The sequence below is a fragment of the Ktedonobacteraceae bacterium genome (assembly GCA_035653615.1).
Classification (GTDB): domain Bacteria; phylum Chloroflexota; class Ktedonobacteria; order Ktedonobacterales; family Ktedonobacteraceae; genus DASRBN01.
In genome coordinates, this window is the sequence record DASRBN010000004.1 from 32,883 (window position 1) to 58,618 (window position 25,736).

At 55.5% G+C, this 25,736-nt stretch carries 19 protein-coding genes; 13 read left to right on the forward strand and 6 right to left on the reverse strand.

Translation table 11 applies throughout. The annotated features are described in order from the left end of the window. Nucleotides 1-51: 51 nt before the first annotated feature. The 3 genes from VFA09_02515 (at nt 52) to VFA09_02525 (ending at nt 3,957) form a co-directional block, all read left to right on the forward strand. Nucleotides 52-1,476, forward strand: a complete 1,425-nt coding sequence (locus tag VFA09_02515; protein ID HZU66127.1) for a carotenoid oxygenase family protein — start codon at nt 52-54, stop codon at nt 1,474-1,476. Nucleotides 1,477-1,584: 108 nt separating this feature from the next. After that, nucleotides 1,585-2,964 (forward strand): M20/M25/M40 family metallo-hydrolase, encoded by a 1,380-nt coding sequence (locus VFA09_02520; GenBank protein ID HZU66128.1) that lies wholly within the window; start codon nt 1,585-1,587, stop codon nt 2,962-2,964. Nucleotides 2,965-3,180: 216 nt separating this feature from the next. After that, nucleotides 3,181-3,957: an enoyl-CoA hydratase-related protein gene (locus VFA09_02525; GenBank protein HZU66129.1), complete on the forward strand. Its 777-nt coding sequence runs from the start codon at nt 3,181-3,183 to the stop codon at nt 3,955-3,957. A gap of 280 nt (nt 3,958-4,237) precedes the next feature. Here the strand turns inward: VFA09_02525 and VFA09_02530 are convergent, their stop codons facing one another. Continuing rightward, the gene (locus tag VFA09_02530) at nt 4,238-5,161 is read right to left on the reverse strand and encodes a zinc-binding dehydrogenase (protein HZU66130.1); all 924 of its coding nucleotides are present in this window, start codon (nt 5,159-5,161) and stop codon (nt 4,238-4,240) included. A 5-nt stretch (nt 5,162-5,166) separates the two neighbouring features. Continuing rightward, the gene (locus VFA09_02535) at nt 5,167-5,490 is read right to left on the reverse strand and encodes an aldo/keto reductase (protein ID HZU66131.1); all 324 of its coding nucleotides are present in this window, start codon (nt 5,488-5,490) and stop codon (nt 5,167-5,169) included. 237 nt (nt 5,491-5,727) lie between these two features. Here VFA09_02535 and VFA09_02540 point away from each other — a divergent pair, with 237 nt between their 5' ends. Then, nucleotides 5,728-6,303 carry an SRPBCC family protein gene (locus tag VFA09_02540; GenBank protein HZU66132.1) on the forward strand — a complete coding sequence of 192 codons (576 nt, stop codon included), beginning with the start codon at nt 5,728-5,730 and terminating at the stop codon, nt 6,301-6,303. 61 nt (nt 6,304-6,364) lie between these two features. Here the strand turns inward: VFA09_02540 and VFA09_02545 are convergent, their stop codons facing one another. Together VFA09_02545 and xylB are read right to left on the reverse strand one after the other, a co-directional pair. After that, nucleotides 6,365-7,447, reverse strand: coding sequence for a glycosyltransferase family 9 protein (locus VFA09_02545; GenBank protein HZU66133.1), 1,083 nt, complete (start codon nt 7,445-7,447; stop codon nt 6,365-6,367). A 78-nt stretch (nt 7,448-7,525) separates the two neighbouring features. Beyond that, on the reverse strand, nt 7,526-9,055 hold the full coding sequence (gene xylB / locus VFA09_02550; GenBank protein ID HZU66134.1) for a xylulokinase: 1,530 nt from the start codon (nt 9,053-9,055) through the stop codon (nt 7,526-7,528). 331 nt (nt 9,056-9,386) lie between these two features. Between xylB and VFA09_02555 the strand changes: the two genes are divergently transcribed. The 4 genes from VFA09_02555 to VFA09_02570 all read left to right on the forward strand — a co-directional run bounded on the left by VFA09_02555 (nt 9,387) and on the right by VFA09_02570 (nt 14,480). Then, a complete protein-coding gene (locus VFA09_02555) occupies nt 9,387-11,294 on the forward strand; it encodes a non-ribosomal peptide synthetase (protein ID HZU66135.1) in 1,908 nt (635 codons plus the stop codon). 4 nt (nt 11,295-11,298) lie between these two features. After that, nucleotides 11,299-12,555, forward strand: coding sequence for a cytochrome P450 (locus VFA09_02560; GenBank protein HZU66136.1), 1,257 nt, complete (start codon nt 11,299-11,301; stop codon nt 12,553-12,555). Between the two features lie 102 nt (nt 12,556-12,657). Further along, nucleotides 12,658-13,407, forward strand: coding sequence for a 4'-phosphopantetheinyl transferase superfamily protein (locus tag VFA09_02565; GenBank protein HZU66137.1), 750 nt, complete (start codon nt 12,658-12,660; stop codon nt 13,405-13,407). A 98-nt stretch (nt 13,408-13,505) separates the two neighbouring features. Further along, the gene (locus tag VFA09_02570; protein HZU66138.1) at nt 13,506-14,480 is read left to right on the forward strand and encodes an NADPH:quinone oxidoreductase family protein; all 975 of its coding nucleotides are present in this window, start codon (nt 13,506-13,508) and stop codon (nt 14,478-14,480) included. A 16-nt stretch (nt 14,481-14,496) separates the two neighbouring features. On the opposite strand, the gene VFA09_02575 is transcribed toward VFA09_02570, so the two are convergent. Continuing rightward, nucleotides 14,497-16,560 carry a serine/threonine-protein kinase gene (locus VFA09_02575; protein ID HZU66139.1) on the reverse strand — a complete coding sequence of 688 codons (2,064 nt, stop codon included), beginning with the start codon at nt 16,558-16,560 and terminating at the stop codon, nt 14,497-14,499. 259 nt (nt 16,561-16,819) lie between these two features. Between VFA09_02575 and VFA09_02580 the strand changes: the two genes are divergently transcribed. The 4 genes from VFA09_02580 to VFA09_02595 all read left to right on the forward strand — a co-directional run bounded on the left by VFA09_02580 (nt 16,820) and on the right by VFA09_02595 (nt 19,523). Continuing rightward, on the forward strand, nt 16,820-17,404 hold the full coding sequence (locus VFA09_02580) for a cysteine hydrolase family protein (GenBank protein ID HZU66140.1): 585 nt from the start codon (nt 16,820-16,822) through the stop codon (nt 17,402-17,404). A gap of 350 nt (nt 17,405-17,754) precedes the next feature. Further along, nucleotides 17,755-18,153: a response regulator gene (locus VFA09_02585; GenBank protein ID HZU66141.1), complete on the forward strand. Its 399-nt coding sequence runs from the start codon at nt 17,755-17,757 to the stop codon at nt 18,151-18,153. A gap of 124 nt (nt 18,154-18,277) precedes the next feature. Continuing rightward, nucleotides 18,278-18,538, forward strand: coding sequence for a hypothetical protein (locus tag VFA09_02590; GenBank protein HZU66142.1), 261 nt, complete (start codon nt 18,278-18,280; stop codon nt 18,536-18,538). A gap of 25 nt (nt 18,539-18,563) precedes the next feature. Beyond that, a complete protein-coding gene (locus VFA09_02595) occupies nt 18,564-19,523 on the forward strand; it encodes a protein phosphatase 2C domain-containing protein (protein HZU66143.1) in 960 nt (319 codons plus the stop codon). A gap of 261 nt (nt 19,524-19,784) precedes the next feature. On the opposite strand, the gene VFA09_02600 is transcribed toward VFA09_02595, so the two are convergent. After that, nucleotides 19,785-20,831 carry a sigma-70 family RNA polymerase sigma factor gene (locus VFA09_02600; protein HZU66144.1) on the reverse strand — a complete coding sequence of 349 codons (1,047 nt, stop codon included), beginning with the start codon at nt 20,829-20,831 and terminating at the stop codon, nt 19,785-19,787. Nucleotides 20,832-21,224: 393 nt separating this feature from the next. Between VFA09_02600 and VFA09_02605 the strand changes: the two genes are divergently transcribed. Continuing rightward, nucleotides 21,225-25,445: a DUF6788 family protein gene (locus tag VFA09_02605; protein HZU66145.1), complete on the forward strand. Its 4,221-nt coding sequence runs from the start codon at nt 21,225-21,227 to the stop codon at nt 25,443-25,445. Nucleotides 25,446-25,736 lie beyond the last annotated feature (291 nt).

Sequence of the window (25,736 nt, forward strand, 5' to 3'; positions counted from 1 at the left end):
TGCCAGACTATGCTGTGAAAATTCATAAGACAAGAAAGAAAGAGTAGATCAATGAGCAATCCTTTTTCCTCTGGTTACACATCGTTGCAAGAAGAGATTCAAGTAGAGAAGCTGCCCGTCGAAGGATGCATTCCCGCGTGGCTTTCCGGTTCATTGTTGCGCAATGGCCCCGCGAAGTTCGAGGTCGGCTCCGAAGAGGTCTGGCACTGGTTCGATGGATTAGCTATGCTGCACCGCTTCTCATTTCAGAACGGTAACGTGTCATACGCGAACAAATTTGTGCGCAGCCAGGCTTATGCGACCGCGATGCAGGAGAAGCGCCTGACATACGCCATGTTTGCTGCCGACCCCTGCAAGGCGCTGTTCCGGCACGCCATGACCGAGATGATCAACCCCAATGTGAGCATTCAGCAGGTAGCAGGAGAATTTCTTGCGATGACGGAAGCTCCATTGCCGATTGCCTTTGATCCCCATACGCTCGAGACGCTGGGCATTATTCATTATAACGACCAGGTCAGTGGTCATTATGGATCGGCTCATCCACATTACGACCGCGCCGGAAAGATGACCATCAGTTACCTGACCGAATTCGGCATGCAGAGTATGGTGAAGGTCTTCAGCATCGCGGATGGAGATGGGCGCAACCGCAAGCTGATTGGCGCTTATCCCACCCTGGAACCGTCGTATATCCATTCCTTCAGCATCACCGAGCATTACATTGTGCTGGCCGAATATCCATTCCGCGTCATGCCCCTCGAAATGCTCAGCGGGCAAAAGGCCTTCATCCAGTACTTCACCTGGCGACCTCAAGAACCCGCGCTGTTTATCGTCATGAGCAGGCAGGATGGCAGCATTGTTGGCAGGTACGAGAGCGAAGCCTTCTTCTCATTCCACCATATCAATGCCTTCGAGCGCGCCGGAGAAATCGTACTTGACCTTTCAGCATACCCCGATGCCGCGATTATTGAGGAGACCAACCTGTCCAATCTGAGGGATGGGACGGGGGCAGAAAAACGGAGCGCGCGCAGCGAGTTCCGGCGGTATCGCCTGCCGCTGAGCGTCTCATCGGCCATTGCCACGTATGAGCGCATAAGCGGGCAGGAGATTGAAATGCCAACCATCAACTATACCCATTCCAACAGCCACGATTACAGTGCTGCCTACGGCGTCAGTACGGCCAGGGAAGCGCCACTAACCCTGGCCCACCAGCTCGTGCGCGTTGACATACCCACAAACGCTACAAAAACCTGGGCGCAGGATGGATGCTATCCTGGAGAACCCGTCTTTGCTCAAGCTCCTCAAGCCCGTGGAGAAGATGATGGCGTTGTTCTCTCAGTCGTCTTGAATGCCTACAAGGGCAATTCATTCCTGCTGGTGCTGGACGCGCATACATTCGAGGAACTTGGGCGAGCTGAAGTGCCGCATCACATCCCGCTCGGCCTTCATGGGCAATATTTCCCAGGCCTTGTGATTTGATCTCCCCTTCGAATAGACGATATAATGCCGTAGCATCACCATTTTCTGTACCTGTATATTTGACCACCTTCGGTTCTTACCGGAAAGAAGGCTATTCAGGAGATTTGCATGACCACGACCAGCGGCTATTCGCCCATCAATTGGAATGTCGTAGAAGATGAAGTCATCACCCACCTGCGCAACATCCTGCGGCTTGATACACGCAATCCGCCCGGAAATGAGATACGGGCCGCCGAATATATTCGCGATGTGCTGCAAGCGGATGGTATCAGCAGCGAGATTGTTGGACCATCGCCTGACCGCGGCAGCATCGTTGCGCGCTTGAAAGGCAATGGCTCGGCCCCGCCGCTGCTGTTAATGTCGCATACCGATGTAGTAGCGGTCGAGCCTGAGAAGTGGACGCATGATCCTTTCGCGGCGGATATTGCCGATGATTTCATCTATGGACGCGGCGCTCTGGATATGAAGGGCATGGTCACTATGGAATTGATGACCATGCTGCTGCTCAAACGCGCGGGAGTGCCGCTCAAACGCGATGTGATCTACATGGCGGCGGCGGATGAAGAGGTGGGTGGGCACATGGGTGCGGGCTGGGTCGTGCATAACCGGCCAGAGTTGATCCAGGCCGAATACGCGCTCAACGAAGGCGGCGGCAGCGGCTTTGAAGTCAATGGGAAGCGTTATTATACCGTCGAGGCCGCGGAGAAGGGAACGGCCCGTTTCCGCCTGCGGACGACCGGCAAACCCGGACACGGCTCTGTGCCGCATGATAACAATGCTATCGTTAAACTGGCGGCATTACTGAGCAAGCTGGATGGCACACAGCCCCCGGTACATTTTACGGAAACCTTCCGCGCGTACATCACCGGTATTGCCAGTGCGCAACCACCAGAGGTCGCGGGCCTGTTTATGGCCGTGCTGGAAGATGAGAAAAACGCCGATGCCGCCATCGAGGCCTTGCCACTCGAAGATATGCTTAAGTGGCAAATGCGCGCCATGATCCGCAACACCATCGCGCCCACCATGCTTACGGCAGGCTCGCAAATCAACGTCATCCCATCCGAAGCGGAAGCACGGCTGGATGGTCGTACCCTGCCCGGTTGGACGGCGGAGACGTATCTTGAGGAACTGCGGAGTATCTTTGGGCAAGACATCGATGTGAGCTTTATCGACCCATCCATACCTCTAGAGGCCGATCCCGCGTCTCCCCTCTTCGAGGTCATCAAGGCCCTGGTCGAGGAACACGATCCTGGCGCGACCGTCGTTCCAACATTGCTCACAGGTGGCACCGATGCCAAACACGTGGCGCTACTCGGAACGAAGGTCTACGGTTTTGCGCCACAACTCTATATCCCTGGAGCGAGGGATTGGAGCGGAGTTCACGGTCACGACGAGCGTATACATATCCGAGCCTTGCAATGGGGTACGCGCGTCCTTTATGATGTTGTAGCACGGTTCGCCACAAACAATGGCGATGAAGTAGTGTAAGGAAACAATTGGGTGCGGAGCCGATGATGACTTTTTACCCGCAAAATCTGGAATCATGCTCTGACCGTGTCATTCTGAGCGCAGCGAAGAATCCGTACCTCGTGCTACTGGGATTCTTTGCCGCGCTCAGAATGACACGGCCTGGGTCACTCAGGTTGCGGTTTTGGTTGGTAAACTTCATCATCGGCCTCGCGTCCACTTGAAGGAGAACATGCCATGCCATATGAACTGATCACCTTAGAATTTGAAGGCGATTTCGCGACCATCACCATGAACAACCCGCAGCGGCGCAACGCGCTTTCGCTCAAACACATGCTTGAACTCACCAGCGCTTTCCGTAAAGTTGGTGAGAGCGAGGCCCGCGGTGTGATTCTGGCCGCCAGCGGGCCGGTTTTTTCCGCCGGTCACGATTTCGCCGATATGGTGGGGCAGGACCTCGTTGCCGTGCGCAAGATTCTCAAGGTCTGCACCACCATGATGAATACGATTCAAGAGATTCCCCAGCCTGTTCTCGCGCGCGTGCAAGGCCTGGCTACTGCTGCCGGATGCCAGCTCGTCGCTACCTGCGACCTGGCAGTTGCCTCAACCGATGCGGGCTTCGCGACTCCAGGTGGGAAAGGCGGCTGGTTCTGCACCACGCCCATGGTGGCAGTCAGTCGCAATATCGGACGCAAGCGCGCTCTCGAAATGCTGCTCACCGGCGACGTAATCGACGCGCAGACGGCGGCAGACTGGGGACTGGTCAACCGCGTCGTTCCGCCCGAACGCCTGGTCGAAGAATCACAAAGCCTGCTCGAGCGCGCCACACGCGGCAGCTTCATCTCCAAAAGCATCGGCAAGCAGGCCTATTACGCGCAGATCGACCTTCCGCAGCCGCAGGCCTACGCCTACGCGCAGGAAGTGATGGCCTCCACTTCTCAGATTCCCGACGCCCAGGAAGGGATGAGGGCGTTCTTGGAGAAACGCAAACCGAGGTTTGAGCAAAGAGGATAGGTAAAATCCTTTCCAGATTACTCATCTTATCGAATGAATACCACTAAGTGATAAGCAGAGCCTATATTCTGGGAACCCGAATGAAACCAGCCTGAATGAAGTGATGATCGGTAGTGAGCGCCTGGGTTATACCGAATCGCTTCATAACAACAAAGCTGCCAGGTATTCATCATGTCTATCAGCCCAACCCGGTTCGCCTATGGCAAACATTCCTGCAATCTCGAAGAGTGGGCTATTTACATCTTCTTCATTGCCTTATATTTCTTCTTGCCCGATAATCTCAATCCACTCGAAAGACCGCTTTTCCGCGGATACGCCTCTGGCGCAGTGCCTCCATAACCTGCCCGACATCGCGCCAGCTTGCCTCCGAGCCGATCTGTGGGTGAAGTTTACCGGCGGCAACCAGCGCTACCAACACTGCCAGGTCTTTACCGAAGCTCTCGGGCGGGCCTGAGAGGTAGGAGAAGAAAGCCTGGATGCGCGCCCCGGCATGTCCGGCGAAGTCTCCAAAGCTGATAGTGGTGGGCTGCTGGGAAGAATTGCCAAATACGACGATGGTGCCGTTGGGCGCGATATGGCGTATGGCCATCGCCAGCGATTCGCCGCCAACCGATTCCAGGATCAGATCGTATTGCTCGTTCACGTCGTCGATGCCGATTGCGATGCGATGAGCGCCCAGTTCTCGCAATCCGTGGCCGCGTTCAGGGCTGGCTACGACGCCCGTCACCTCGGCTCCGGCATCGGCGGCGAGTTCGACGGCGAAACGGCCCACGCCGCCTGCCGCGCCGGTGATCAGCACGCGCTTCCCCAGCAGAAAGTCACCGATCCGCAGCGTGCGCAGCGCCGTCAGGCCCGCAATAGGTAGGGTAGCAGCAGTGGTGAATTCGACATGGTCGGGAAGCACAGCCATGCGCGCTGTGGGTGCCGCGGCCTGCTGGCTCCATCCGCCCTGGTCCACCAGGCAGACGACGCGACTCCCCTCGGGCGGTCCGCTGTCATCAGCGGCACGGCGCAAGATGACGCCCGTGATGTCCTGCCCGGGGCGCCATCCTTCGGGCCTATTTGCCAGCAGGCTCAGTTCTCCACGGTTCAGCGAAAAGGCGTGTACCTGGACAATCGCCTCGTTCGGAGCCGGCGATGGTTCCTCTACCTCGCGTATCTCAACCGGCCTCTCGGCTTGATGCGTAGCTACCAGCGCAAGCATAATGATTACACCCCTTCATCCAGTGCCTGAAATTCAGCGTCACTCAGTCGAATCTCCGCTGCCGCAAGGTTTGCCTCCAGGTGCTTTACAGACGAGGTGCCTGGAATGGGCAGCATGTTGGGCGAGCGAAGCAGCAACCACGCCAGGGCAATCTGACCCGGCGTGGCATGATGCCTCTGCGCGACCTGGTTTAGTTTACCACCTCCCCTGGCGAGATCACCAGTCGCCAGCGGGAACCAGGGAATGAATCCGAGGCGATAGACCGTCAGGTCTCCTCCAATGGTAAATGTGCCACTGGCGCTAGCGGGACGTGGATTTGTTTGTGCCATGATATATGCTCCTTTGTTTACGTGTATCACGAGGTTACAGGTAATGTACGTCCACAGGTACTACGACAACAAGGGGATTGGCGAATACTCGACATTGGAGGACGGCCCATCCCTGGCACATAGAGGGCCTGGCAAAATGCTACCTTTTCCCTGCATTGCTCGTAATATGTTAGGATAATCAGCACCCGAAACAATCAATTGGCAATGCATCAGATTTAGAAAGGAGCTATTTATCTCATGAGCCATATAAATGTAAAGAGCGAACAGGTCATCGATGCCAGCCCTGAAGAGGTCTATGCCGCCCTCAAAGATTACAAACAGAAACGCCCGCAAATACTGCCACCCAACTTCGTGGATTATGCGGTTGAGAAAGGCGGAGTGGGGACAGGCACAGTGGTCGATTATCGTTTAAAGGCCGGCGGGCGCGAACGCCCCTATAAGATGCAGGTAGATGAGACCATCAAGGGCAAGGTCATCACCGAGCGCGATACAAATTCGTCGCTGGTGACAAGATGGTCGCTCCTGCCTCTGAAAGAGGGCAAGCAAACGCAGGTGAGCGTGATCACCGAATGGGAAGGTGGTAGCGGCATCGGAGGCTTTTTCGAGCGCACATTTGCTCCCATGGGCCTGCGCCGCATCTACGGCAGTATGCTATCGAAGCTGGCCAGTTTGCTACAAAACGAGGGGCAGAGCGCCTCTGGGAAGAACCAATCGGGTAGTAGTGCCACGAATATCGGCATGTTTCTCCTCGTCGCGGCTATCGTTTTGGGAATCGCGATTGGCTTGAGCTACCTGCGAAAGGTGCGTGAATAAGGGTCCGGCATGCGAAATTCGGTCAGGGTAGATCTTTGCGGGCCGCCTGGATGGTTCGCTGTTAGCTATCATCCTGCGCCAGCAAATCCATCGCTGCCTCAACCACTTCCTCTACTGGAACATCAGCTACGAACGACACGCGGTGCCCGCACGGTTCAAAAATCTGGTTGCTGCCGCAGACCGGGCATTCTAGTCGCCACGAGATGACCGGACGATGGCGCGTGCGCGTAATCGGCGCCGCCGTGATGAGATTGACGCACCAGTAGATGCCCACCGTGGACGCGCCGGCGGCCCTGCCCAGGTGCAGCGGGCCAGAGTCGTTGGAGATCACCACCTTACAGCGGTGCAGCAGGCCAGCCAGCCCGCCCAGCGAGAGTTGCCCACACGCACTCTGCGCCTGCGCCTTCATATTACGAATGACCCCTTCGACCAGCGCATTTTCTGCTTTTGTGCCTGTGACAACGACCTGAGCTCCTGCCGTGGCCAGAGCATCCCCCGCGGTGGCGAATTTCTCGACGGGCCAGCGACGTTGCGGACTGCCCGCGCCGGGATGCAACGCCACCAGCGGCTTTCCGCTTTCCGGCACAACACGTCTGGCCTCCTCCAGGTCCTCTTCGATAATCGCGATACGCGGCTCCAATTCTTGCGTACCAGCCCCCGCCAGCGCGACCACTTCCAGGTAGCGCGCAACCTCGGACTGAAAGTAGATGTACGGCACCCACCTGTCAAGCAAGGCCGCGTCTGGCGTTCTCAGGCCAATCGTCATTCGCGCGCCCAGCCGTAGCAGGAACGGATTGGAGTACCGGCCACCGCCATGTAACTGAAAGGCCAGGTCAAATCGCTCCTCACGCATGGCTGCGAAAAAAAGCTCCTCTTCCGAGGTGTCCTCGAGCATATACGCTTCACCAGCATCTCTACCTACACCCTGCGTGGCAGGAATGACAATCACACGATCAATCGGCGATGGCCTGTTTTTAAGGAAAGCGGCATGCCAATCTTTTGCCAGCAGCACAATTTCAGCCTGTGGATATGTAGTGCGCAACGCCTGCAGCGCGGGAAGCGCGAAAATGAAATCGCCAAGGCCATTAGCGCGCAGCACGGCAATTTTGCGCACACCGGGAATGATCTTCTTTTCACATAACATGATCCGCGTCGTCTCTCCTTGTGGAAACTGACACGAAGAATAATGGCTCTCTCTTTACAATGCCGGATGAGTGCAAGCTCACTCCGCTATTTTATTGAAGATCGGTTTGAGGGCCGGATAGAGGGCCGCGTAGGTTTCGTATGCGCGGGCATAGAGTTGCGAGGTCTCTGGAACGGGCGGAGTTGGCGCCATCACCCGCACTGTCGCATCGCAGGCTTGCTGTATCGATGGATAGAGGCCGGCGGCGACTCCGGCGAGCAGGGCAGCGCCGAAGGCCGGCCCTTCCTGCGCGTTGGTCGTAACAAGTTCCACACCAAGCACATCGGCAATCATCTGCCGCCATAGCAAGCTTTTCGCGCCTCCACCGGTAGCGCGTACCTGCTCGATGGGCAGACCCTGCTCGCGAAGAATAGTGAAACAGTCTTTCAGGCTGAACGCCACACCTTCCAGCACGGCACGCACAAGATGACGCCGGTCATGGCTCGCGGTGAGGCCAATCCAGCCGCCACGCGCCAGCGGATCGAGGTGAGGAGTGCGCTCGCCTTGCAGGTAGGGCAGGAAGAAAAGGCCATCGCTGCCAGGCGCTATGGATGCCGCTTCTCGCGTCAGAAGTTCGTAGGCGTCGAGGCCCGTCCAGCGTTCAAGGGCGCGTTCGGGCAGACCGATATTATCGCGCAGCCAGCGGAAGGAAAGCCCGGCTCCCTGTGTGACGCCCATCAGATACCAGGCCTGTGGAACGGCATGGTTGAAGGTATGCACGCGCGGCACAACGGCGGAAGTGTCGACGCGATGAGTAGCGGCATAGGCCAACACGACGCCGCTGGTACCAATAGAGACGAGCGCCAGTCCGGGCCGCACAACGCCATTGCCAACCGCAGCGCAAGCATTGTCGGCTCCTCCCCCTGCCACCGGCGTGCCAGGCAGCAGACCGGTGAGTTGCGCCACTTCTGTAGTGATCGCGCCGGCCACGGCATTGGACGCGATAACAGGCGGAAGCAGGGCCGGATCGAGTTCAAGTGCCTCTAGTACGGGCATTGACCAGCTGCCATGCTGCACATCCAGCAGATTGGTACCCGCGGCATCCGAAATCTCGATGGCCTGCGCTCCTGTCAGGCGGTAGCGAATATAGTCTTTGGGCAGCAGAATACGCTGTGCCCGCGCAAAAATAGCCGGCTCATGCTCGCGTATCCAGAGGATTTTAGGGGCGGAAAAACCGGTCAGCGCCGGGTTGCTGACCAGCGCGATAAGACGGTCTGCTCCGACGCGCTCGCTGATTTCCAGGCTTTGAGCCGCGCTGCGCTGGTCGGCCCAGATGATCGAGGGCCGTAGAACACGATCTTGTTCGTCTAAGAGTACGACGCCGTGCATCTGGCCTGAAAGGCCGATCGCGCACACATCCTGAGCCTGTATGCCCTGCGCGAGACAGGCGCGAATGGCTACAACCGTGGCCTCCCACCACTCGGCGGGATTCTGTTCCGCCCAGCCGGGCTGCGGGTGCATGAGAGGATATTCAACGAAGGCAGAGGATAAAAGACGCCCATCTTCCGCGGCGAAAGCCGCGGCTTTGACGCCCGTAGTGCCAAGATCGATCCCAAGCAGTGCCTGCATACGTATCCTCTCCTTTTAAATAAGCATAGATGCCTCAATCATCGATATGCTACCACACCACACAATGCTCATCAAATATCTTGAGGCCTGTGCCTGTATGGTTTTGTCAACCGGCAAGGGCCTTTTTTAACGTCATCGCAACATGATAGTAACCATTTTCATATATAACATCTTCTATGCTTGGCTTAAGGCTCTCCCCTTAGAGCTTATCTCGAGTACCGTCCATGCAAATAAAGGTAAAATGATGTTTTCCGATAAAAATAGAGAAGTGGTTAAGGGATGGAGCGCGAACACAATTGAGCTTGATGATCGCAATGGAAGGTAAACCGCTATGGTGATATCCCTGCTTACTGAGAACGAGCAACGGCTTCTGGCCGCCTGGAACGATACCTCCCAGGACTATGCGAGAGACGCCTGCATTCCACAATTAATCGCGAGACAGGCCTCGATTCGCCCGCGAGCAATAGCGCTTGTAGCGGACGGCGAGGTGGTGACATACGAACAACTTAACCGGCGGGCTAACCGGCTGGCGCATCACCTGCAATCGCTGGGAGTGGGTAGCGGTTCGGGATATCCGTATGTGGGATGTTACCTGGAGCGCTCCATAGACCTGGTGGTGGCATTGCTCGCTATTCTTAAGGCTGGCGCTGCCTATGTGCCACTGGACCCGGCTTATCCGTCCGAGCGAGTTGCGTTCATGCTGGCAGATGCCAATGTGCCTGTGCTGGTGACAAAAGCAAGCCTCGCTGGCCGCCTGGCAAACTATCATGCTCAGATCGTGCGCGTTGACGCGGATGCAGCGCTGCTAGCACAGCAAAGCGAGGTCGATCCCCCCGCGCTTGCCACCGTCGATGACCTGGCTTACGTCATTTATACATCTGGCTCTACGGGGCGTCCCAAGGGCGTGCAGATCACGCACGATAACCTGCTCAACATGATATACTGGCACCAGCGCGCCTTCGCCGTAACCCTTGCTGATCGTGCCACCCAGCTTACCAGCCCGGCTTTTGATGCCACTGGCTGGGAACTCTGGCCGTATTTAACCATTGGCGCAAGCGTTTATCTACCGGACGAGGAGACCCGTGTTTCACCCGCGCGCTTGCGCGACTGGCTGCTTGGAAATCGCATTACGATCTCTTTCTTGCCGACCGCGCTTGCCGAACACATTTTGACGCTGGAGTGGCCTTCCCAGGCGCCGTTGCGCTTCCTCCTTACAGGGGCCGACAGGTTGCGCCACTACCCACCGGCTCATTTGCCTTTCACCTTGATCAATAACTACGGTCCCTCGGAGGCCACCGTACTCGCGACCTCTGGCGAGGTTCTTGCATCGGACGCCTGTGATGAGCCGCCGACTATCGGTCGTCCCATCGCCAATACTCACATCTACCTGCTGGACGAGCAACTACGGCAGGTTCCAATTGGCGAGCCTGGAGAAATCTACATTGGTGGAGCAGGCGTAGGCAAGGGCTATCTCAACCGGCCAGAGCTGACAGAAGAGCGCTTTCTTCCCGACCCATTCCGCAAGGAAACCGGGGCGCGCATGTACAAAACCGGCGACCTGGGGCGTTTCTTGCCCGATGGCCGCATCGCTTTTCTCGGGCGCGCCGACGATCAAATCAAACTGCGTGGATTTCGCATTGAACCGGAAGAAATTATCGCGGTTCTCAATGCTCACCCGGCTATTGAGACGAGCGTCGTGGTGGCACGCGCAGAGCAGGGTAATCCAGATGAAAAGCGCCTGGTGGCCTACCTTGTACTGGCGCCAGGAGTCGATATAACGGTAGACGCTTTGCGCGCAATGCTGGCAGAACGCCTGCCGGAGTATATGATTCCGGCGACCTTTGTCCGCCTGAATACGCTGCCGATCACCCCCAATGGCAAAATCGACCGTCATGCCCTGCCCGCGCCGGATGCCTCAAATACGCTGCAAGATGAGCAAGGGATTGTTTTGCCCACGACGCCAATGGAAGAGCACGTGGCAGCGATTGTCTCTTCTCTTTTAGGGCTGGAGCAGGTCAGTATCGATGATAACTTCTTCATGCTGGGTGGGCATTCCCTGCTGGGCACGCAGGTTATCGCGCGCATCGCCAGCACGTTTGATGTTGAGCTGACGCTGCGCAGCCTGTTCGAGGCTCCGACGGTAAGGCAACTCTCGGCATTGATCGAAAGACGAATTCTGGCCCGGTTGGAGTCGATGAGCGACGAAGAGGCCCTGCAACTCCTGGCGCGGAAGGGATGATACTATGACAACGCACGCGCAAACGTTCCCGCCAGGAGAGAACAAGGCCGGTGATCCCAGCTTGAGCCTTTTTCATTTGCTCGATCCCGAAGTGCTTGCCAACCCGTATCCGTTGTATCATCGCCTGCGCAACGAGGACCCCGTTCATTGGGATCCTTTTCTGCATGCCTGGGTGGTGACACGCTACGCGGACGTAATTAACGTCTTCCAGCACTTTTCCGCGAAACGCACGCCGACGCCGGAACAATTAACTGCCCTGGGCCTATCAGCTTTAACTCCGCTGGCGCAGGTAATGGTACGCCAGATGCTCTTTCTTGATCCCCCTGAACACGGGCGCGTGCGCGGCCTGGCGGCGAAGGCATTTACACCTCGCCGGGTAGAACTCCTGCGCTCGCATATCCAGGATATTACCAATAACTTGCTGGATGCGATACTGGCAAAAGGCACAGGGCAGATGGACGTAATGTCTGAACTCGCCATCCCGCTGCCTGCTATCGTTACCGCGGAATTGCTCGGCTTACCCACTTCCGACTGGAAGCAGCTCACGAAGTGGTCGAGCGACTTCGCCATGGTGCTGGGCAATTTCCAGCACAACCCGGATCATGCATCGCGCGTCTTACGTAGCCTCGAGGAGATGCTGGTCTACTTCCGGGCAGCCGTGCGAGACCATCGCGACCATCCACGTGAAGGGCTGATCAGCGCCCTATTGAATGCTGAAATAGATGGCGACCGGCTATCAGAGGAAGAAGTGGTTGCTAACGTTATCGTGACTATGGTTGGCGGCCAGGAGACAACGACAAACCTGATCGGCAATGGTGTCCTTACCCTGTTGCGGCAGCAGGATCAATTGGAGCGCCTGCGAGCAAACCTTTCGCTCATTCCATCAGCAGTCGAGGAACTGCTGCGCTACGAAAGTCCCAGCCAGCACACGGCACGGCTCGCGCCCGGTGATGTAGAGCTGGGTGGGAAGTTGATTCGCAAACGCCAGGCCGTGATCGCCGTGATGGGCGCGGCCAATCGCGACCCGGAGCGCTTCCCCGACCCCGACCGGCTCGACCTGGCACGTCAGGACAATAGGCACGTCGCGTTTGCCTGGGCCAGCCATTTCTGCTTCGGGGCACCGCTGGCACGCATCGAGGGTCAAATCGCCTTCGATACACTATTGAGACGTATGCCCAACCTGCAACTGCTGCCTGGGCCGATTACATGGAGAGAAAATCTTGGGTTGCGCGGTTTGACTGCCCTGCATGTCACGTTTTAGCGCTGCCAGTTTATCCCTGCCACTTGTGTTCGCGGTGGTCCGGCTGTATACTGGAGAAAATGTTGAGGGCGCAGTCAAGTATAACACCACGAGAGCTAGAGAATGCAGGCACCAGTATCCCCCTGGGACACCTCACCAGGGATGCTATTATTGAATCAGGAAGAAGTCCACGTATGGCGCGCCTGGCTAGACCTGCCACAGCCAAAAATAGAGGTGCTTGAGCCGACGTTGAGTGATGATGAGCGCATACGAGCGCGACGATTTCACTTTGCCAGAGATCGTATACACTTTATCGCGGCCCGCGGCCAACTGAGAGCAATAGTGGGGCGTTACCTCGCCAGGGAGCCGCAGTCACTCAGCTTTACGTATAATGCCTATGGCAAACCATCGCTTGCCGGGATATCCAGAGACAAAGAACTCTCTTTCAATATGTCACACGCGGGGAACATAGCTCTTCTCGCAATTGCGCGCAATCCTGTCCTTGGCATCGATATTGAATATATTCAGAGGCAGATGGAATGGGAATCAATCGCCGAACGTTTCTTTTCTCCTTACGAAGTTCGCGTGCTGAAGGCCGTTCCCCCCGCTATGCGGCACATCGCTTTTTTCAACTGCTGGACACGCAAAGAGGCCTATATCAAGGCCCGAGGTATGGGTCTGTCGCTGGCGCTGGATTCGTTCGATGTCTCGCTGGCGCCTGGAGAGCCGGCGAGGTTGCTCAACATCCGAGAAGAGGGCCAGGATAGCGCGAACTGGTCGCTTTACGAGTTATATCCTGGCGACGATTACATTGCCGCTCTCGCCGTCGAGGGGCATGTTTCCTCGTTAAAGTGCTGGCAATGCGTCGTGTGATAATTTCCACCCCAGTTTCTGCTATAATGCATAATGCAGAGGCAGCATTTAAGGCTATTTTCATTTCACTACGCTATTTTCAGAAAGGCAGCAGGCTCATGAAAGCAGTGCTATGTAAAGTCTATGGCCCCCCGGAAAGCCTGGTCATCGAGGATATCGAAGCGCCACGACCCAGACGAGGGCAGGTAGTGGTCGCGGTTAAGGCGTGTGGCGTCAATTTCCCGGATACGCTGATTATCCAGGGGAAGTACCAGTTCAAGCCGCCGATGCCTTTTACGCCGGGTGGCGAGGTCGCGGGTATCGTGAAAGAGGTAGGCGAAGAGGTAGATACGGTCAGGGTTGGGGACAGGGTAATCGGTTTTACCAGCTGGGGTGGCTTTGCCGAAGAGGTGGCCGTCGATGCCCATGCGATCATCCCCATCCCCGATTCGATGGATTTCAACACGGCAGCCGCCTTCTATATGACCTATGGAACATCACATTACGCGCTAAAAGATCGCGGGCAGCTGCGAGCAGGTGAGACCTTACTTGTGCTGGGCGCGGCAGGCGGGGTGGGACTCGCGGCAGTACAGATCGGGAAGGCAATGGGGGCACGCGTAATTGCCGCCGCTTCGACTGACGCGAAACTTGAACTATGCAGGCAGCAGGGAGCCGACGAAGTGATCAATTATGTAACCGGGGACCTCAAGACGCGTATCAAGGATCTCAGCGCGGGTAATGGCGTTGATGTGATTCTCGACCCGGTTGGTGGTGATTACTCGGAACCCGCTTTGCGTGGCATGGCGTGGGGAGGACGCTTTCTGGTCGTTGGCTTCACGGCGGGAGAAATCCCGCGCATACCGCTCAATTTGACGCTGCTCAAAAGCTGCTCCATTGTAGGTGTTTTCTGGGGGCCTTTCACGATGCGCGAGCCGCGGCGCAACCGGGAGTATGTACGGGAATTGCTCGCCTGGTACGAAGAGGGAAAAATCCGGCCCGTGGTGTCCGCGGCTTATCCTCTTCCGAAGGTGGCGGATGCGCTGAACGATATGATGCAGCGAAAGGTGACGGGGAAGGTGGTGGTGCTGCCCTGATGGCTTCGCGTCAATTTCATTGAGCTACCCATACCTGTACCGTTTTATCCCAGGAGGCGGAAGCAATATGATTGCCGCGGGGCGACCAGGAGACGGAGCGGACGCTGCTGGTATGGCCGCGGTAGATATAGCGGTGGCCACCATTTGCCGCGTCCCAGACCTGCACGGTTTTGTCGTCTCCCGCCGAGGCAAGGCGCTTGCCATCCGGCGACCACGCCACTGTATAGACGAAATCGCTGTGACCGGTATAGACAAACAGGCGTTTGCCGTCGGCGGCATTCCAGATTTGCACCGTTTTATCGTCTCCAGCCAGGGCCAGGTGCCTGCCGTCCGGCGACCACGCGACAGACCAGACGGAGGGAGATTGCGCCTGGTAGAGAGCAAGCAGCTTGCCGGTAGTGGCGTCCCAGATTTGTACGGTACCGTCATTGCCCGCCGAGGCGATGAGCTTGCCGTCCGGTGACCATGCCAGTGTATAGACGGGGGCCTTGTGACCGCGGTAGATGAAACTGCGCCCATCCCCCGCCGAACTCCAGACCTGCACAGTGCTATCCCCGCCTGCCGAGGCGATGAGCTTGCCATCCGGCGACCACCTGGCGATCCAGACCCACGAGGAATGCCCGCGATAGGTGTAGAAAGGGTCGCCAAATGTAGCATCCCAGATTTGCACCGTCTTATCATAGCTGGCCGAGGCGATGCGCTCCCCATTGGGCGACCAGGCGACAGAGTACACCGAATCCGTATGGCGCATATAGATATTAAGATGATCGCCGGTGGTGGCATCCCAGACCTGCGCTGTATCATCACCACTACCGGACGCCACACGCTGCCCATCCGGTGAAAAGGCAGCAGACCATACTAACCCGGTATGTCCCCGAAAAGTGAAGAGTAGACTGCCCGCGGTGGTTGTAACGGGATGCTGCGTGTGCTGTTCGTACTCGAACAAGGCAAAACCGCCACCTGCCGCTGCGACAATCGCCGCTCCCACCAGGCCCAACAACACCTTACGCCGTGATATGGGTTTCTCTTTCATGCCGGCGGGTGGTTGAGCAGCTACCTGCGCTTCATCAACTAAGGGGTTTTCTGGAGACGAAGATATGGCTTGCAATAGAGAACCCATGCTGGGAGGCGTCTGGCTTGGCATAGTCAGGAGGTCAGCGGAGAGATCTTCCTGGTGCGAGAGCTGAATAGTCTCAACCGGTGATCCCTGAGCCGGCGGTAGAGCTGTATTGCTGGAAGCAATTATGGTTCCCGGCGCTTGCAGAGCGGCATGTTCGAGAGCAATGGCAAAGGCCTGGACATCCTCGAATCGATCTTGTGGGGCCTTGGCCAGGGCTTTCATTACCACCTGTTCGGTTTCCTCTGAAATGGTGGGAACTTTTTCGCGCAATGGTGGAGGAGCCGCCATGGTTTGCTTAACCGCGATTTCGGTAAACGAGCCTTGAAACGGGCGCGAACCGCTTAACCACTCGTAAACGACGATGCCAAGCGAATACTGATCGCTGTTAGGGCAAGCCTGAGCATGAATTTGCTCCGGTGCCATATAGGCGATAGTGCCGGCCATGTCCTGCATTTTGCCGTCGCTGCTGCTGTAGCGCGAACTCTGGGCGACGAGAGCGATGCCAAAATCGCTAAGTAGGATTTCGTTACGTCGTCCGATCAGCATATTCTCCGGCTTGACATCGCGATGGATGACCTTCTGCTCGTGCGCGTAATGCAATGCCGATGCGATCTGCTTGACATAACCAACGATGGTTATGAGTGGCACCGAAATGCTGCGTGGATGACGCTTACGCAGGGTGCCATTGGGTGCATAATCGACGACAAGGTAAGGAATGCCATCCTGGACATTGAATTCGAGAACGCGCACGATATTGGGATGAACGAGGCGGGCAATGGTACGTGCCTCAGCGCGAAAGTGTTCTATGTCATCATCATCGAGACGCGTGTGCAGGACTTTAATGGCCGCGGTCGTATCGAGATAGATGTGCTCGCCAAGGTAAACTTCAGCAAAGCCTCCTTGCCCAAGCAAGCGGACGAGACGATAGTTTCCAAGTTGTTGCCCGATACGGTCTGCCATTGCTGCTCTTCCCTTGACGTATCTTTAATCAAACACATTGTAGAGAATCGGGAGGGACACGTCAAGAAGATCAAGATATTGCAGAGGACGCCGTACAAAACGCGCTCATAAGGGTGAGATTCACCCACTTTTATTGAGGCCCGAAACATGCGGGCTCACCCATCAATTGTGCCAGACACAACATGTGACAGCACTTTTGTGATACACTGCGTCTATCTTTTATCAAGCTTTCATGCTTCCTTGAAGAATATGACCGGATGTGAACCCGGTGGAGGAACTAATGCTCCCTTTCCCTCAAAATGCAGCACTCATTCTCATCGATATTCAAAAAGGCTTTGATGATCCTGTGTGGGGCCGCCGAAACAACCCGGATGCTGAGTCAAACATGGCCACCTTGTTATCTACATGGCGGCGAACCAGACGACCTGTTTTTCATATCCAGCATCTTTCCCAAGAGCCACACTCACCCTTGCGCGCCGACTCTCCAGGAAGCGAGATCAAAGAGATCGTCCGTCCTCAAGATGGGGAGCCTGTGATTCAGAAGCGGGTCAACAGTGCGTTCATCGGCACACATCTGCAAGAGCGCCTCGAGCGAGAAGGTATCACAACACTCATCATCACAGGGCTGACGACCAACCACTGTGTCGAGAGGACCACGCGCATGGCAGGCAATCTCGGCTTCCACACCTACCTCGTCCCTGATGCCACCGCGACCTTTGATCGTCAGGGACCCGATGGGGTTCTCCACACGGCAGAAGAAATTCAGGCAATGACCTTGACCAATCTACACCAGGAATTCGCCACCATTGTGACGACTGATGATGTGCTTCGAAATCTTGCGTAATGCTGTCAACAACCTCAAGCTACACATTGAAACGGCTCGCGGAAGAATCATGGGATATAGAATAAATTTTCCCAATATATACTTCCAGCAGGTGAGTCGCTTAGTCAACACCTTTCACTTTTGTCTCTCTTTTACCACCTCGGGATAACAGGGAACGGGAAGCGATTCACCCTGGCATGACGAGCAACTCCTTTTCCCCTCGGAGTACTCGTCACCTGCATTGGTCTTGTAGATAGACCATGCAAGTACCAGGCGACCATGTAGAGAGCGGATTCATCGCGCTCGTGGTCGCCCTGAATGAAATTCTACCGGACAGATGGGAAGCACAAACTAGAGGGAGGAACAGAGGCATGAATAGCGTGGTTATCATTGACGATTCTACAGTCGTTCGCAAAATTGTAGAGATAAGTTTACGCCGCATGGGAATCGTCTGTATCAGTTACGAGGATGGGTTCGAGGCGTTGTGCGCTTTTAAACAAGGCCAGAGTCCCATTCCCAACCTCATTTTTCTCGATATCGGCCTTCCTAAAATGAATGGCCTCGACCTCCTCAGGCTGCTCAAAACCAGTCCTCAATTCGACCAGACGGTAATCGTTATGCTCACGGGACATGATAGTGTTCTTGACAAAGTGAAAAGCCGCATCGCCGGAGCCAGAGGCTATATCACCAAACCTTTCACCACACAAGACCTGGTTTCCGTGGTTCTATCATGCCTGGATCAACACCAGCATGAAATACATCTTAACTAACCGCTGCGCAAGTTCTATGAGAAGAATGGTATAAGACAAGACTATCTTCTCTGCATAAGATAGTAATTGTAGGTCTTCGTCAACTGTAGGGACACAGGAGCTCAGCGGAAGGGAAGCAAGTACTATGTACGCAAGCGAAATCGCCCGCCTGCGCGAACAGATCGAGCTGCAACTGGAGGCGATGCATCGCGGTTTGCGAGGCTTGACTTCTGGTACCGCTCGTCACGCGTTTATCTATGAGCGTATGGAACGTATTGAGGAATACCAGGACGCATTGGCGGCATATATAGGGGAACATACCGCCAGCCAGATTGTATGCGATATCTATGTTGAGGTGATGGAGCGTGAGCAGTCCATGAACAAATTGACCAGCCAGCAGAGATGAAGAAAGCACAGGAGAAGGAGATAGTATGCAGATGTGGTGGAGAGAGAAGCACGCGCACCAGACTACGAGCAGTTGGCAACCCTCGCGCGAGTACCTGCGTACCCACGCGCCTGAGCGCTATGCCGACCCGGCGGAAATTCCAACCAATCCTCAAAGGAACGGAAAAGCAACGGAATCCGCACCCTCTACCATCGCGAAACCTGGACAAATGCTCAGTATAGATGTGGGAACCGGCTGGGATGCGGGCATCAAACGCAAAAACAGGCCCAATGAAGACGGATTGCTTGTCCTGAATGGAATCTGTACGCACAATGATCAACTGCTACCTTTCGGCTTGCTGATAGTCGCGGATGGCATGGGGGGCCATGCCCATGGTCAGGATGCCAGCATGTTAGCCATCCAGTATATGGCACAATCGGTCCTGGCAAGTTTAACAGACATTGACGATATTTCCGGCCTATTCCTTCTTCAAATGCTCATGGATGGAGTACAATCCGCGAACCTGGCAATCTATACATGCAACCGGGACAACCGTATAGATATGGGAACCACGATCACCGCGGCACTGGTACTTGATGGGATAGCCTATATTGTGAATGTTGGCGACAGCCGTACCTATCTTTATCGAGAAGCAGAGGGGCTGATACAGGCAACGCGAGACCATTCACTGGTGGCGCGTTTAGTTGAAAGCGGCGCTATCTCCCCGGGAGAGGTGTACACGCACCCGGAGCGCAACAAGGTCTATCGCTGTCTTGGAGAGAAGGAAGAAGTGGAAGTCGATTGGTTCACCAGGAGTTTGCAGGAGGGAGATTGCTTACTACTCTGTTCAGATGGTTTGTGGGAGATGGTACGCGACCAGGAAATAGCCCGCATTCTGAAGCGGCATAGAGCCAATCCATCCCAGGCAAGTTCAGCGCTTGTGCAGGCAGCATTGAAAGCGGGAGGACCGGATAATATCAGCGTGATCGTGGCACGCCTGGCATGAAAAGCGTAATGGAGGTCAGGCAAAAAGTCAGAGTGGATGAAGGGCGACCACAAGGGCGCGCCCTTACAATGACACGCTTTCCCACCAGGGGTGGGGCCGTCATCATTGTAAGGGTGTACCCTTGTGGTCGCCCTCTCTCTACTCATATGTTATAATGTTTCACAAAATAATCTGGCAAGGGGCGCGGGGCCGGTTCACCCTACACAGCGCCGATTCATCGGCCTTTCTCATCGCCCCCGTAATTCTTGTCATCATAATGGCTCATGCTAAAAAATCATCCAATTGGCGGGAGCGACTCAGAGGATCAAGTTTGCGTAATGATTTCGATTCTACCTGGCGCACCGCCTCATGGCTCAATCCTAGCTTTCGACCTACCTCATGCAAGGTATGCTCGCGACTACCATCCAACCCATAGCGCAATTCGATCACTTGCCGTTCTCTTGCGGTCAGGTTCGCCAGGAGATCTTGCACCTGGGCTTCGAGTGTCCTGGAAAGAACCACGCTTTCAGGCGAATAAACCGGGTCATCTTCGAGCAGGTCGCTGAGTGGAAGAAGTTCTTCTTCGCTGATCCTGCGCGGCCTATCCAGGCTAACCGTTTCCTGTGTCATCGTTAAAAGGTCAATAACCTGCTGAACGTCAAGTTCCATCTGGTTCGCCAGCTCCTCAAGCGTCGGTTCCGTCTCCAATCCTTGCTGCAAGCGCTGCCGGACGCGGGCCAGGCGTTTGACCTTTTCCATCTTGTACAGGGGCACGCGGATCATGCGGGCCTGCTCGGTCAGGGCTCGTGCTATGGCCTGGCGAATCCACCAGATAGCGTATGTACTGAACTTGTAGCCTTTCCTATAATCAAATTTTTCGACCGCGTGCATCAGCCCCAGGTTGCCCTCTTGAACGAGATCCATCATGTCCGTACCCAATCCCCTGTATCTTTTCGCGACATACATGACGAGGCGCAGGTTGGCCTCAATCAGCCGGCGCTTAGCACGTTCGCCATCTTCAATAATTTGCTGCTGCCCTGCTTGTTTTGGCGAATGCCGCGCTGCCAGCCGCCCTCTTTCTATGCGCTGTGCGAGAGCTACCACTTCTTCAGCAGTAAGTAGTTCGACGCGTCCAATCTCATCACTGTACAACCTGGCACAATCATCAAAACACACCTCAGTTGAAGCAAAGCCAGCGCTCGTCTCTGCTAGCTTGCCTGGCGGAATCTGCTCCACCTCCGGCAAATCAGTCGTAACCTGGGCCTGAGATGCTTCGCTGCGCTCAGCATGACATACCGCCGGTATGTCATGCTGAGCGCAGCGAAGCATCTTAACCTCTTTCTCTAGCAAGGTTGTTTTGTTACGCACGGTAGCATCCCTCCAGTAATATCTCGTTTGTAGGAAAAGTATATACTGCTGACATTCGCCCTATCTCCCAGGATGCTCCCAATAAAGAGGAAGAGAGAAAGCAGGGGGAACAAGTGCGGATTATCCATCGTTTCTCACCATGTGCTGAAAGTCTTGCACGTGTCTTATACCGGTCTTATGATTTTTGGCTGAATTAAACAGGTGTACCCGTTTTTACTTATGTTGACATGTTTTGATATAATGGATGAGTCCTGACCTGGATGCGTAGGGGCATACCCTTGTGGTTGCCCTCCACATGACGGCACACGTTCCTCCAGTATGTGTTCGTAGTTGGTCCATGAAGGATATGGTGAGATGAATAGCAAGATCACATACCACCAGCAGGTCAGCTACTGCGGAAAACCGCGCTGCCGCAGGTGCCGTGAAGGAATAGGACATGGTCCTTACTGGTATGCCTATCAAACCGTCAATGGGCGAACGGTACGTACATATGTCGGCAAAGAACCCCCGGCTGAAATGCTATCCACACTCGACGAAGCCACAAATTCCAACCGCGGAGCGCAGGCCTCAGGACAGGGACAGGCCGCCGTCTCTATGGGTGCTGAACAACGCGGTAGCCTGGTACGTCTTTATGTCCTGGGTCAATTTCGTCTTGAGCATCGCAATGAGCAATACTGGCAAACCGTCAAGGATGCCGCGCTGCAACACCAACGCGTCCGTTCCTTGTTGACCTGCCTCATCAGCAATCCCGGACGCAAACTTGGGCGCGAGCAGGTGATGGATATGTTATGGCCAGACGCCGATTTCGATACTGCGTCCCATCGCCTCGACCGCGCCGTGCATAGCCTGCGCCAGCTTCTCGATCCGGGACGCAGCCGCCCGGCCATATCGAGCTTATTACTCACTGAACACCAAACTATTCAACTTGCCGGCCAGGTCCAATTGTGGATTGATGCCGACGCTTTTGATGCCCTCGTTGCCCAGGCGCGTGCCTCAAATGATCCTGGCCAAGCCGAGCAATTGCTTGAAGAAGCACTGTTGCTCTACTGTGGAGATTTCTTACCCGACGAACGCAGTACTGACTGGATTCAATCGCGTCGCGAAGGTTTGCGGCGCAGTTGGGTCGGACTCATGCTCGAACTGGCCGATCTACGTATCGCCCGCGAAGACCTCTCCAACGCCATCGACCTCTTAGACCGGCTACTCTCCGTCGATCCCACCAACGAGGCCGCGGTGCAACGCCTCATCGTCCTGCTTGCCCAGGCAGGAAGGCGCGGGGAAGCTATACGAGCCTACCAGCATTTCGCCGACGTGCTAAAAGAAGCATTCAACATCGCCCCGTTGCAAGAAACACGCCTCCTTTTCGACATGGTGCAGCGGGGAGAACATCCCGTAGACCGCCTGCACGCCCATACCAACGAGCAGCCATATCAAAAAGGGGCGAGCGCCGGCGATGAGAGACGTTCTTCAGATCAACAAAGCGATCTCGAAGAACAAAGCTACATGCACATTGGCCGCAGCCACCAGAGTCCCCTGGTTGGACGCGAGCAGGAATTGCAAACGCTGCGCCGGTTATTACGTATCACCGGCCAATCAACACGTATCAAGCTGGCGGGACAAAAGAAAACGGGCGGCGGAGCTCCTCTCTCGCTCGAAACACAAAAATTTGTGCAGTGTGTCTTACTCATGGGGGATGTAGGTATCGGCAAGACACGGTTAGCGGAAGAGACTGCGCGTGAGGCCAGGCGGCGCGGATGGTCTATCGCCTGGAGCCGGGCCTACGCCCAGGAAAGTAATGTCCCCTATCATTTGTGGACTGAAGCGCTGCGCAAAGCTATGGCCCATGGCATCTGGCAACGGCATGAGATTACCAGGCGCCCGCTGATCTACCAATCGCTCGCCACACTGCTACCCGAACTACACGACCTTTTACCAGAAGCAGACCCTGTCACTATAATGCCGGTTGAGCAGGAACAAATTCGTCTGTGGGATGCCATGCGCTCCCTGCTCACCCTCGTCAGTGAAAGTATGCCTCTGCTGATTGTATTGGATGACCTGCAATGGGCCGACAGCAGCAGCTGCGAACTACTCAGCTACATCGTGCGACAACTGCGCGGCTATCCCATCTTCATCATAGGCACCTGCCGTGATAGAGAGCTTCCGGCAGATCATCCTTTGCGTTCCGTACTGATCGACCTGCAGCGCGAGCAGGCCATCGAGACTCTTTCTCTCCAGCCGCTCACAAATGAGCAAATCCGCACGCTCTTAGCATTTTTGCCAGAACCACTGGCGCAAGATATTTCGGCCCGCGCCGCAGGCAACCCTTTCTTTGCTGAGGAACTCGCACGCAGCGTCAAAATGTATCTCTCTTCATCTCTACTAGGCAGGGCGGGTGATGCAGGGAACCAGGCGCCCGCCTCAGATGCGCTATCTGAATTGCCCGGCACCATCTCCGCCGTACTCGACCTGCGCATGGGTCGCATTAGTGAGGCCTGCCAGCGCCTGCTGGCGAGGGCGGCAGTATTAGGCGGCTCCTTCGAGTTTCACCACATTCTCGCAATGGAGCTCAACGGCCCGGATGCAGACGAAGATACACTCCTCGACCTGTTAGAAGAAGCCTTGCAAGCAGGAATGCTGGTAGAAGAGGGCACAGGCACACACATCACCTATCATTTCTGGCATCCTATCCTGGTAAGTCACCTGTACGAAGGACTCTCGGCCAGCAGACGCCTCAGGCTACATCAAAGGGCCGCCGCGGTGTTACAGCAGCGGTATGCCGGGCGCGAAGAAGAGGGTGCGGCCAGCATCGTCTATCACCTCGTCAACGGTGGAGCCGAATCATCCAGCATTGCCCACTACGCGCAGCTCGCTGGTGACCATGCCTTTGCCCTTTCAGCATATCCTGAAGCGGAACGCCATTACAAGCTTGCTATTGAGCATATGGGAACAGGAACGCAGAATGCCGGCGCCAGCGAAATGCCCCAAATGGCCTACCTTTTTGAGCGACTTGGTGAGTGTAAAAGGTTTCGCGGAGACTTTACAGAGGCACGTGCTTTCTATGCACAGGCGCTGGCAGTTCGCGAGCAACAGTCTTCAACTCTCCCTGCCGTCTCCGCAAGCGACGCTCAGTATGAGGCCCAGCTTCAGGCGCAGCTATGGTGCGAAATCGGCTGGACGTGGTACAACGAAGGCAACAATGCACAGGCTCTCCAATGCTACCAAAACGCGGAGCGCCTGCTGCGACAGGCAGAAGTGATGACTGGAGCTGTCTGGGCCAATCTTCGCCGCCAGCAGAGCTATGTAAAATGGCAGGAGGGCAACTACGATCAAGCGCGTCTGATGGCTCAAGAAGCCTTGCGTTTGTTTGAGGAAGTACTGGCGCGACAAAGTTCTACACCGAAGGATAACGCTCCTTCGACGCGCTCGAAACAGGTACCAGAGGGGAATCCTGTCGATCTTGGACGAACACATACATTACTGGCCGCCATAGCCGCCGCCCTGGGGAGCAGTTCTGAAGCGCTTACCCATCTCAATACTGCCCTGGCAACCTTTGAACAGTATGATTGCCGGCGAGAGATTGCGATTGTTTGCGCAAACCTGGGTGATCTGTATTTAAGAAGAGCAGAACATGCGCAGGCGCAGGCCATGTTGCGCCGCTCTCTCAGCATGGCAGAGCAAATAGGCGATATTCCAAGCATGTCTGTGAGCCTGGGTAATCTTGGTGTGCTGGCGGCACGCCTTGGTGATCTCGCAGAGGCCGAAACCTGGTACAGGCGAGGGCTTACCCTGGCGCAGCAAACGAATGATCCGGTATATGTTAGTTTATTATGCAGCTATCTCGCCGCCGTTATTACAGATCAAGGCAGGCTTGATGAAGCCGGAGACTTACTGAAGCAGGCGTTAAGCATTGCCCGCGTGAAGCAGATTCCCCCATGTAGCGGCTTTGCCCTCGTCATGCTAGGAAATTTGCGCCTTGCGCAGGGCGACTCCATCAAGGAAGATCACCCTACATCCCGTACAGAAAAGCAGCGGGATGATAGACGCTTGCATTATCTTATGCGCGCCAGAACATCCCTGCATCACGCGCTTGCCATTGAGGGAGTAGAGGCAGAGACAAGAACAGAGGGACAACTGCTACTGGCACAAGTTTGCTTATTATTGGGCGAAGTCGAGATCGCCTGGCAACAGGCCAGAACAGTTCTGCGAGAGGCGCGCCATTACGAACTCCTGTGGCTGGTTGCGCGCTCGCAGCGACTTCTTGGCGAGATTCTGGTGACCAGAGGCCAGCTGGATCAGGCAATGGAATATTTCTCACAGGCCTTTCAGGTTTTTCATGATAGCGGGATGCGTCTTGAGCGGGGGCGTACCCTGATGAGTCATGCCAGGGCTCTACTGAACCATCCTGCCCGTGAAGAAAACCATCAACAGGGCCTGAGTTGTCTGCAAGAGGCACAACGCATATTTGAGGAATGCAACGCAGCTAGCGATCTCAGAGCCGTCAATTCTGCTTTCTCTGAATATACTTCATCCACTTCCACATATCCTCGAAGGAAGACCAGAAAACGTCCTCGATAGGATGTAATCTGACCAGTTGGGCTTAATCATCAACATCCGAATGGCACGCCAGAGCCTATTTTCATTGCCATATCAAAAATTTGCGATGTCCCTCCTCTTTTTCAAAAGAGGGACACCCGCGCCTGGTAAGGTACACCGGCACCAACATATGGACAGGAACACACGAAATATATGTCTTCAGAGACCATCTTTTTATCAAAAAACATGTATAAATGAAACAAGAAATATAAACAGGACGGTTGGTAGAACTGACCGCCCTACTCTCCTCAAAGAGGAAAGGAGCTACATCGC

What these genes read in the sequence shown, in the direction of transcription:
- VFA09_02515 (HZU66127.1), top strand. Translation starts at nt 52, where the DNA reads ATGAGCAATCCTTTTTCCTCTGGTTACACATCGTTGCAAGAAGAGATT.
- VFA09_02520 (HZU66128.1), top strand. Translation starts at nt 1,585, where the DNA reads ATGACCACGACCAGCGGCTATTCGCCCATCAATTGGAATGTCGTAGAA.
- VFA09_02525 (HZU66129.1), top strand. Translation starts at nt 3,181, where the DNA reads ATGCCATATGAACTGATCACCTTAGAATTTGAAGGCGATTTCGCGACC.
- VFA09_02530 (HZU66130.1), bottom strand. Translation starts at nt 5,161, where the DNA reads ATGCTTGCGCTGGTAGCTACGCATCAAGCCGAGAGGCCGGTTGAGATA.
- VFA09_02535 (HZU66131.1), bottom strand. Translation starts at nt 5,490, where the DNA reads ATGGCACAAACAAATCCACGTCCCGCTAGCGCCAGTGGCACATTTACC.
- VFA09_02540 (HZU66132.1), top strand. Translation starts at nt 5,728, where the DNA reads ATGAGCCATATAAATGTAAAGAGCGAACAGGTCATCGATGCCAGCCCT.
- VFA09_02545 (HZU66133.1), bottom strand. Translation starts at nt 7,447, where the DNA reads ATGTTATGTGAAAAGAAGATCATTCCCGGTGTGCGCAAAATTGCCGTG.
- xylB (HZU66134.1), bottom strand. Translation starts at nt 9,055, where the DNA reads ATGCAGGCACTGCTTGGGATCGATCTTGGCACTACGGGCGTCAAAGCC.
- VFA09_02555 (HZU66135.1), top strand. Translation starts at nt 9,387, where the DNA reads ATGGTGATATCCCTGCTTACTGAGAACGAGCAACGGCTTCTGGCCGCC.
- VFA09_02560 (HZU66136.1), top strand. Translation starts at nt 11,299, where the DNA reads ATGACAACGCACGCGCAAACGTTCCCGCCAGGAGAGAACAAGGCCGGT.
- VFA09_02565 (HZU66137.1), top strand. Translation starts at nt 12,658, where the DNA reads ATGCAGGCACCAGTATCCCCCTGGGACACCTCACCAGGGATGCTATTA.
- VFA09_02570 (HZU66138.1), top strand. Translation starts at nt 13,506, where the DNA reads ATGAAAGCAGTGCTATGTAAAGTCTATGGCCCCCCGGAAAGCCTGGTC.
- VFA09_02575 (HZU66139.1), bottom strand. Translation starts at nt 16,560, where the DNA reads ATGGCAGACCGTATCGGGCAACAACTTGGAAACTATCGTCTCGTCCGC.
- VFA09_02585 (HZU66141.1), top strand. Translation starts at nt 17,755, where the DNA reads ATGAATAGCGTGGTTATCATTGACGATTCTACAGTCGTTCGCAAAATT.
- VFA09_02590 (HZU66142.1), top strand. Translation starts at nt 18,278, where the DNA reads ATGTACGCAAGCGAAATCGCCCGCCTGCGCGAACAGATCGAGCTGCAA.
- VFA09_02595 (HZU66143.1), top strand. Translation starts at nt 18,564, where the DNA reads ATGCAGATGTGGTGGAGAGAGAAGCACGCGCACCAGACTACGAGCAGT.
- VFA09_02600 (HZU66144.1), bottom strand. Translation starts at nt 20,831, where the DNA reads ATGCTTCGCTGCGCTCAGCATGACATACCGGCGGTATGTCATGCTGAG.
- VFA09_02605 (HZU66145.1), top strand. Translation starts at nt 21,225, where the DNA reads ATGAATAGCAAGATCACATACCACCAGCAGGTCAGCTACTGCGGAAAA.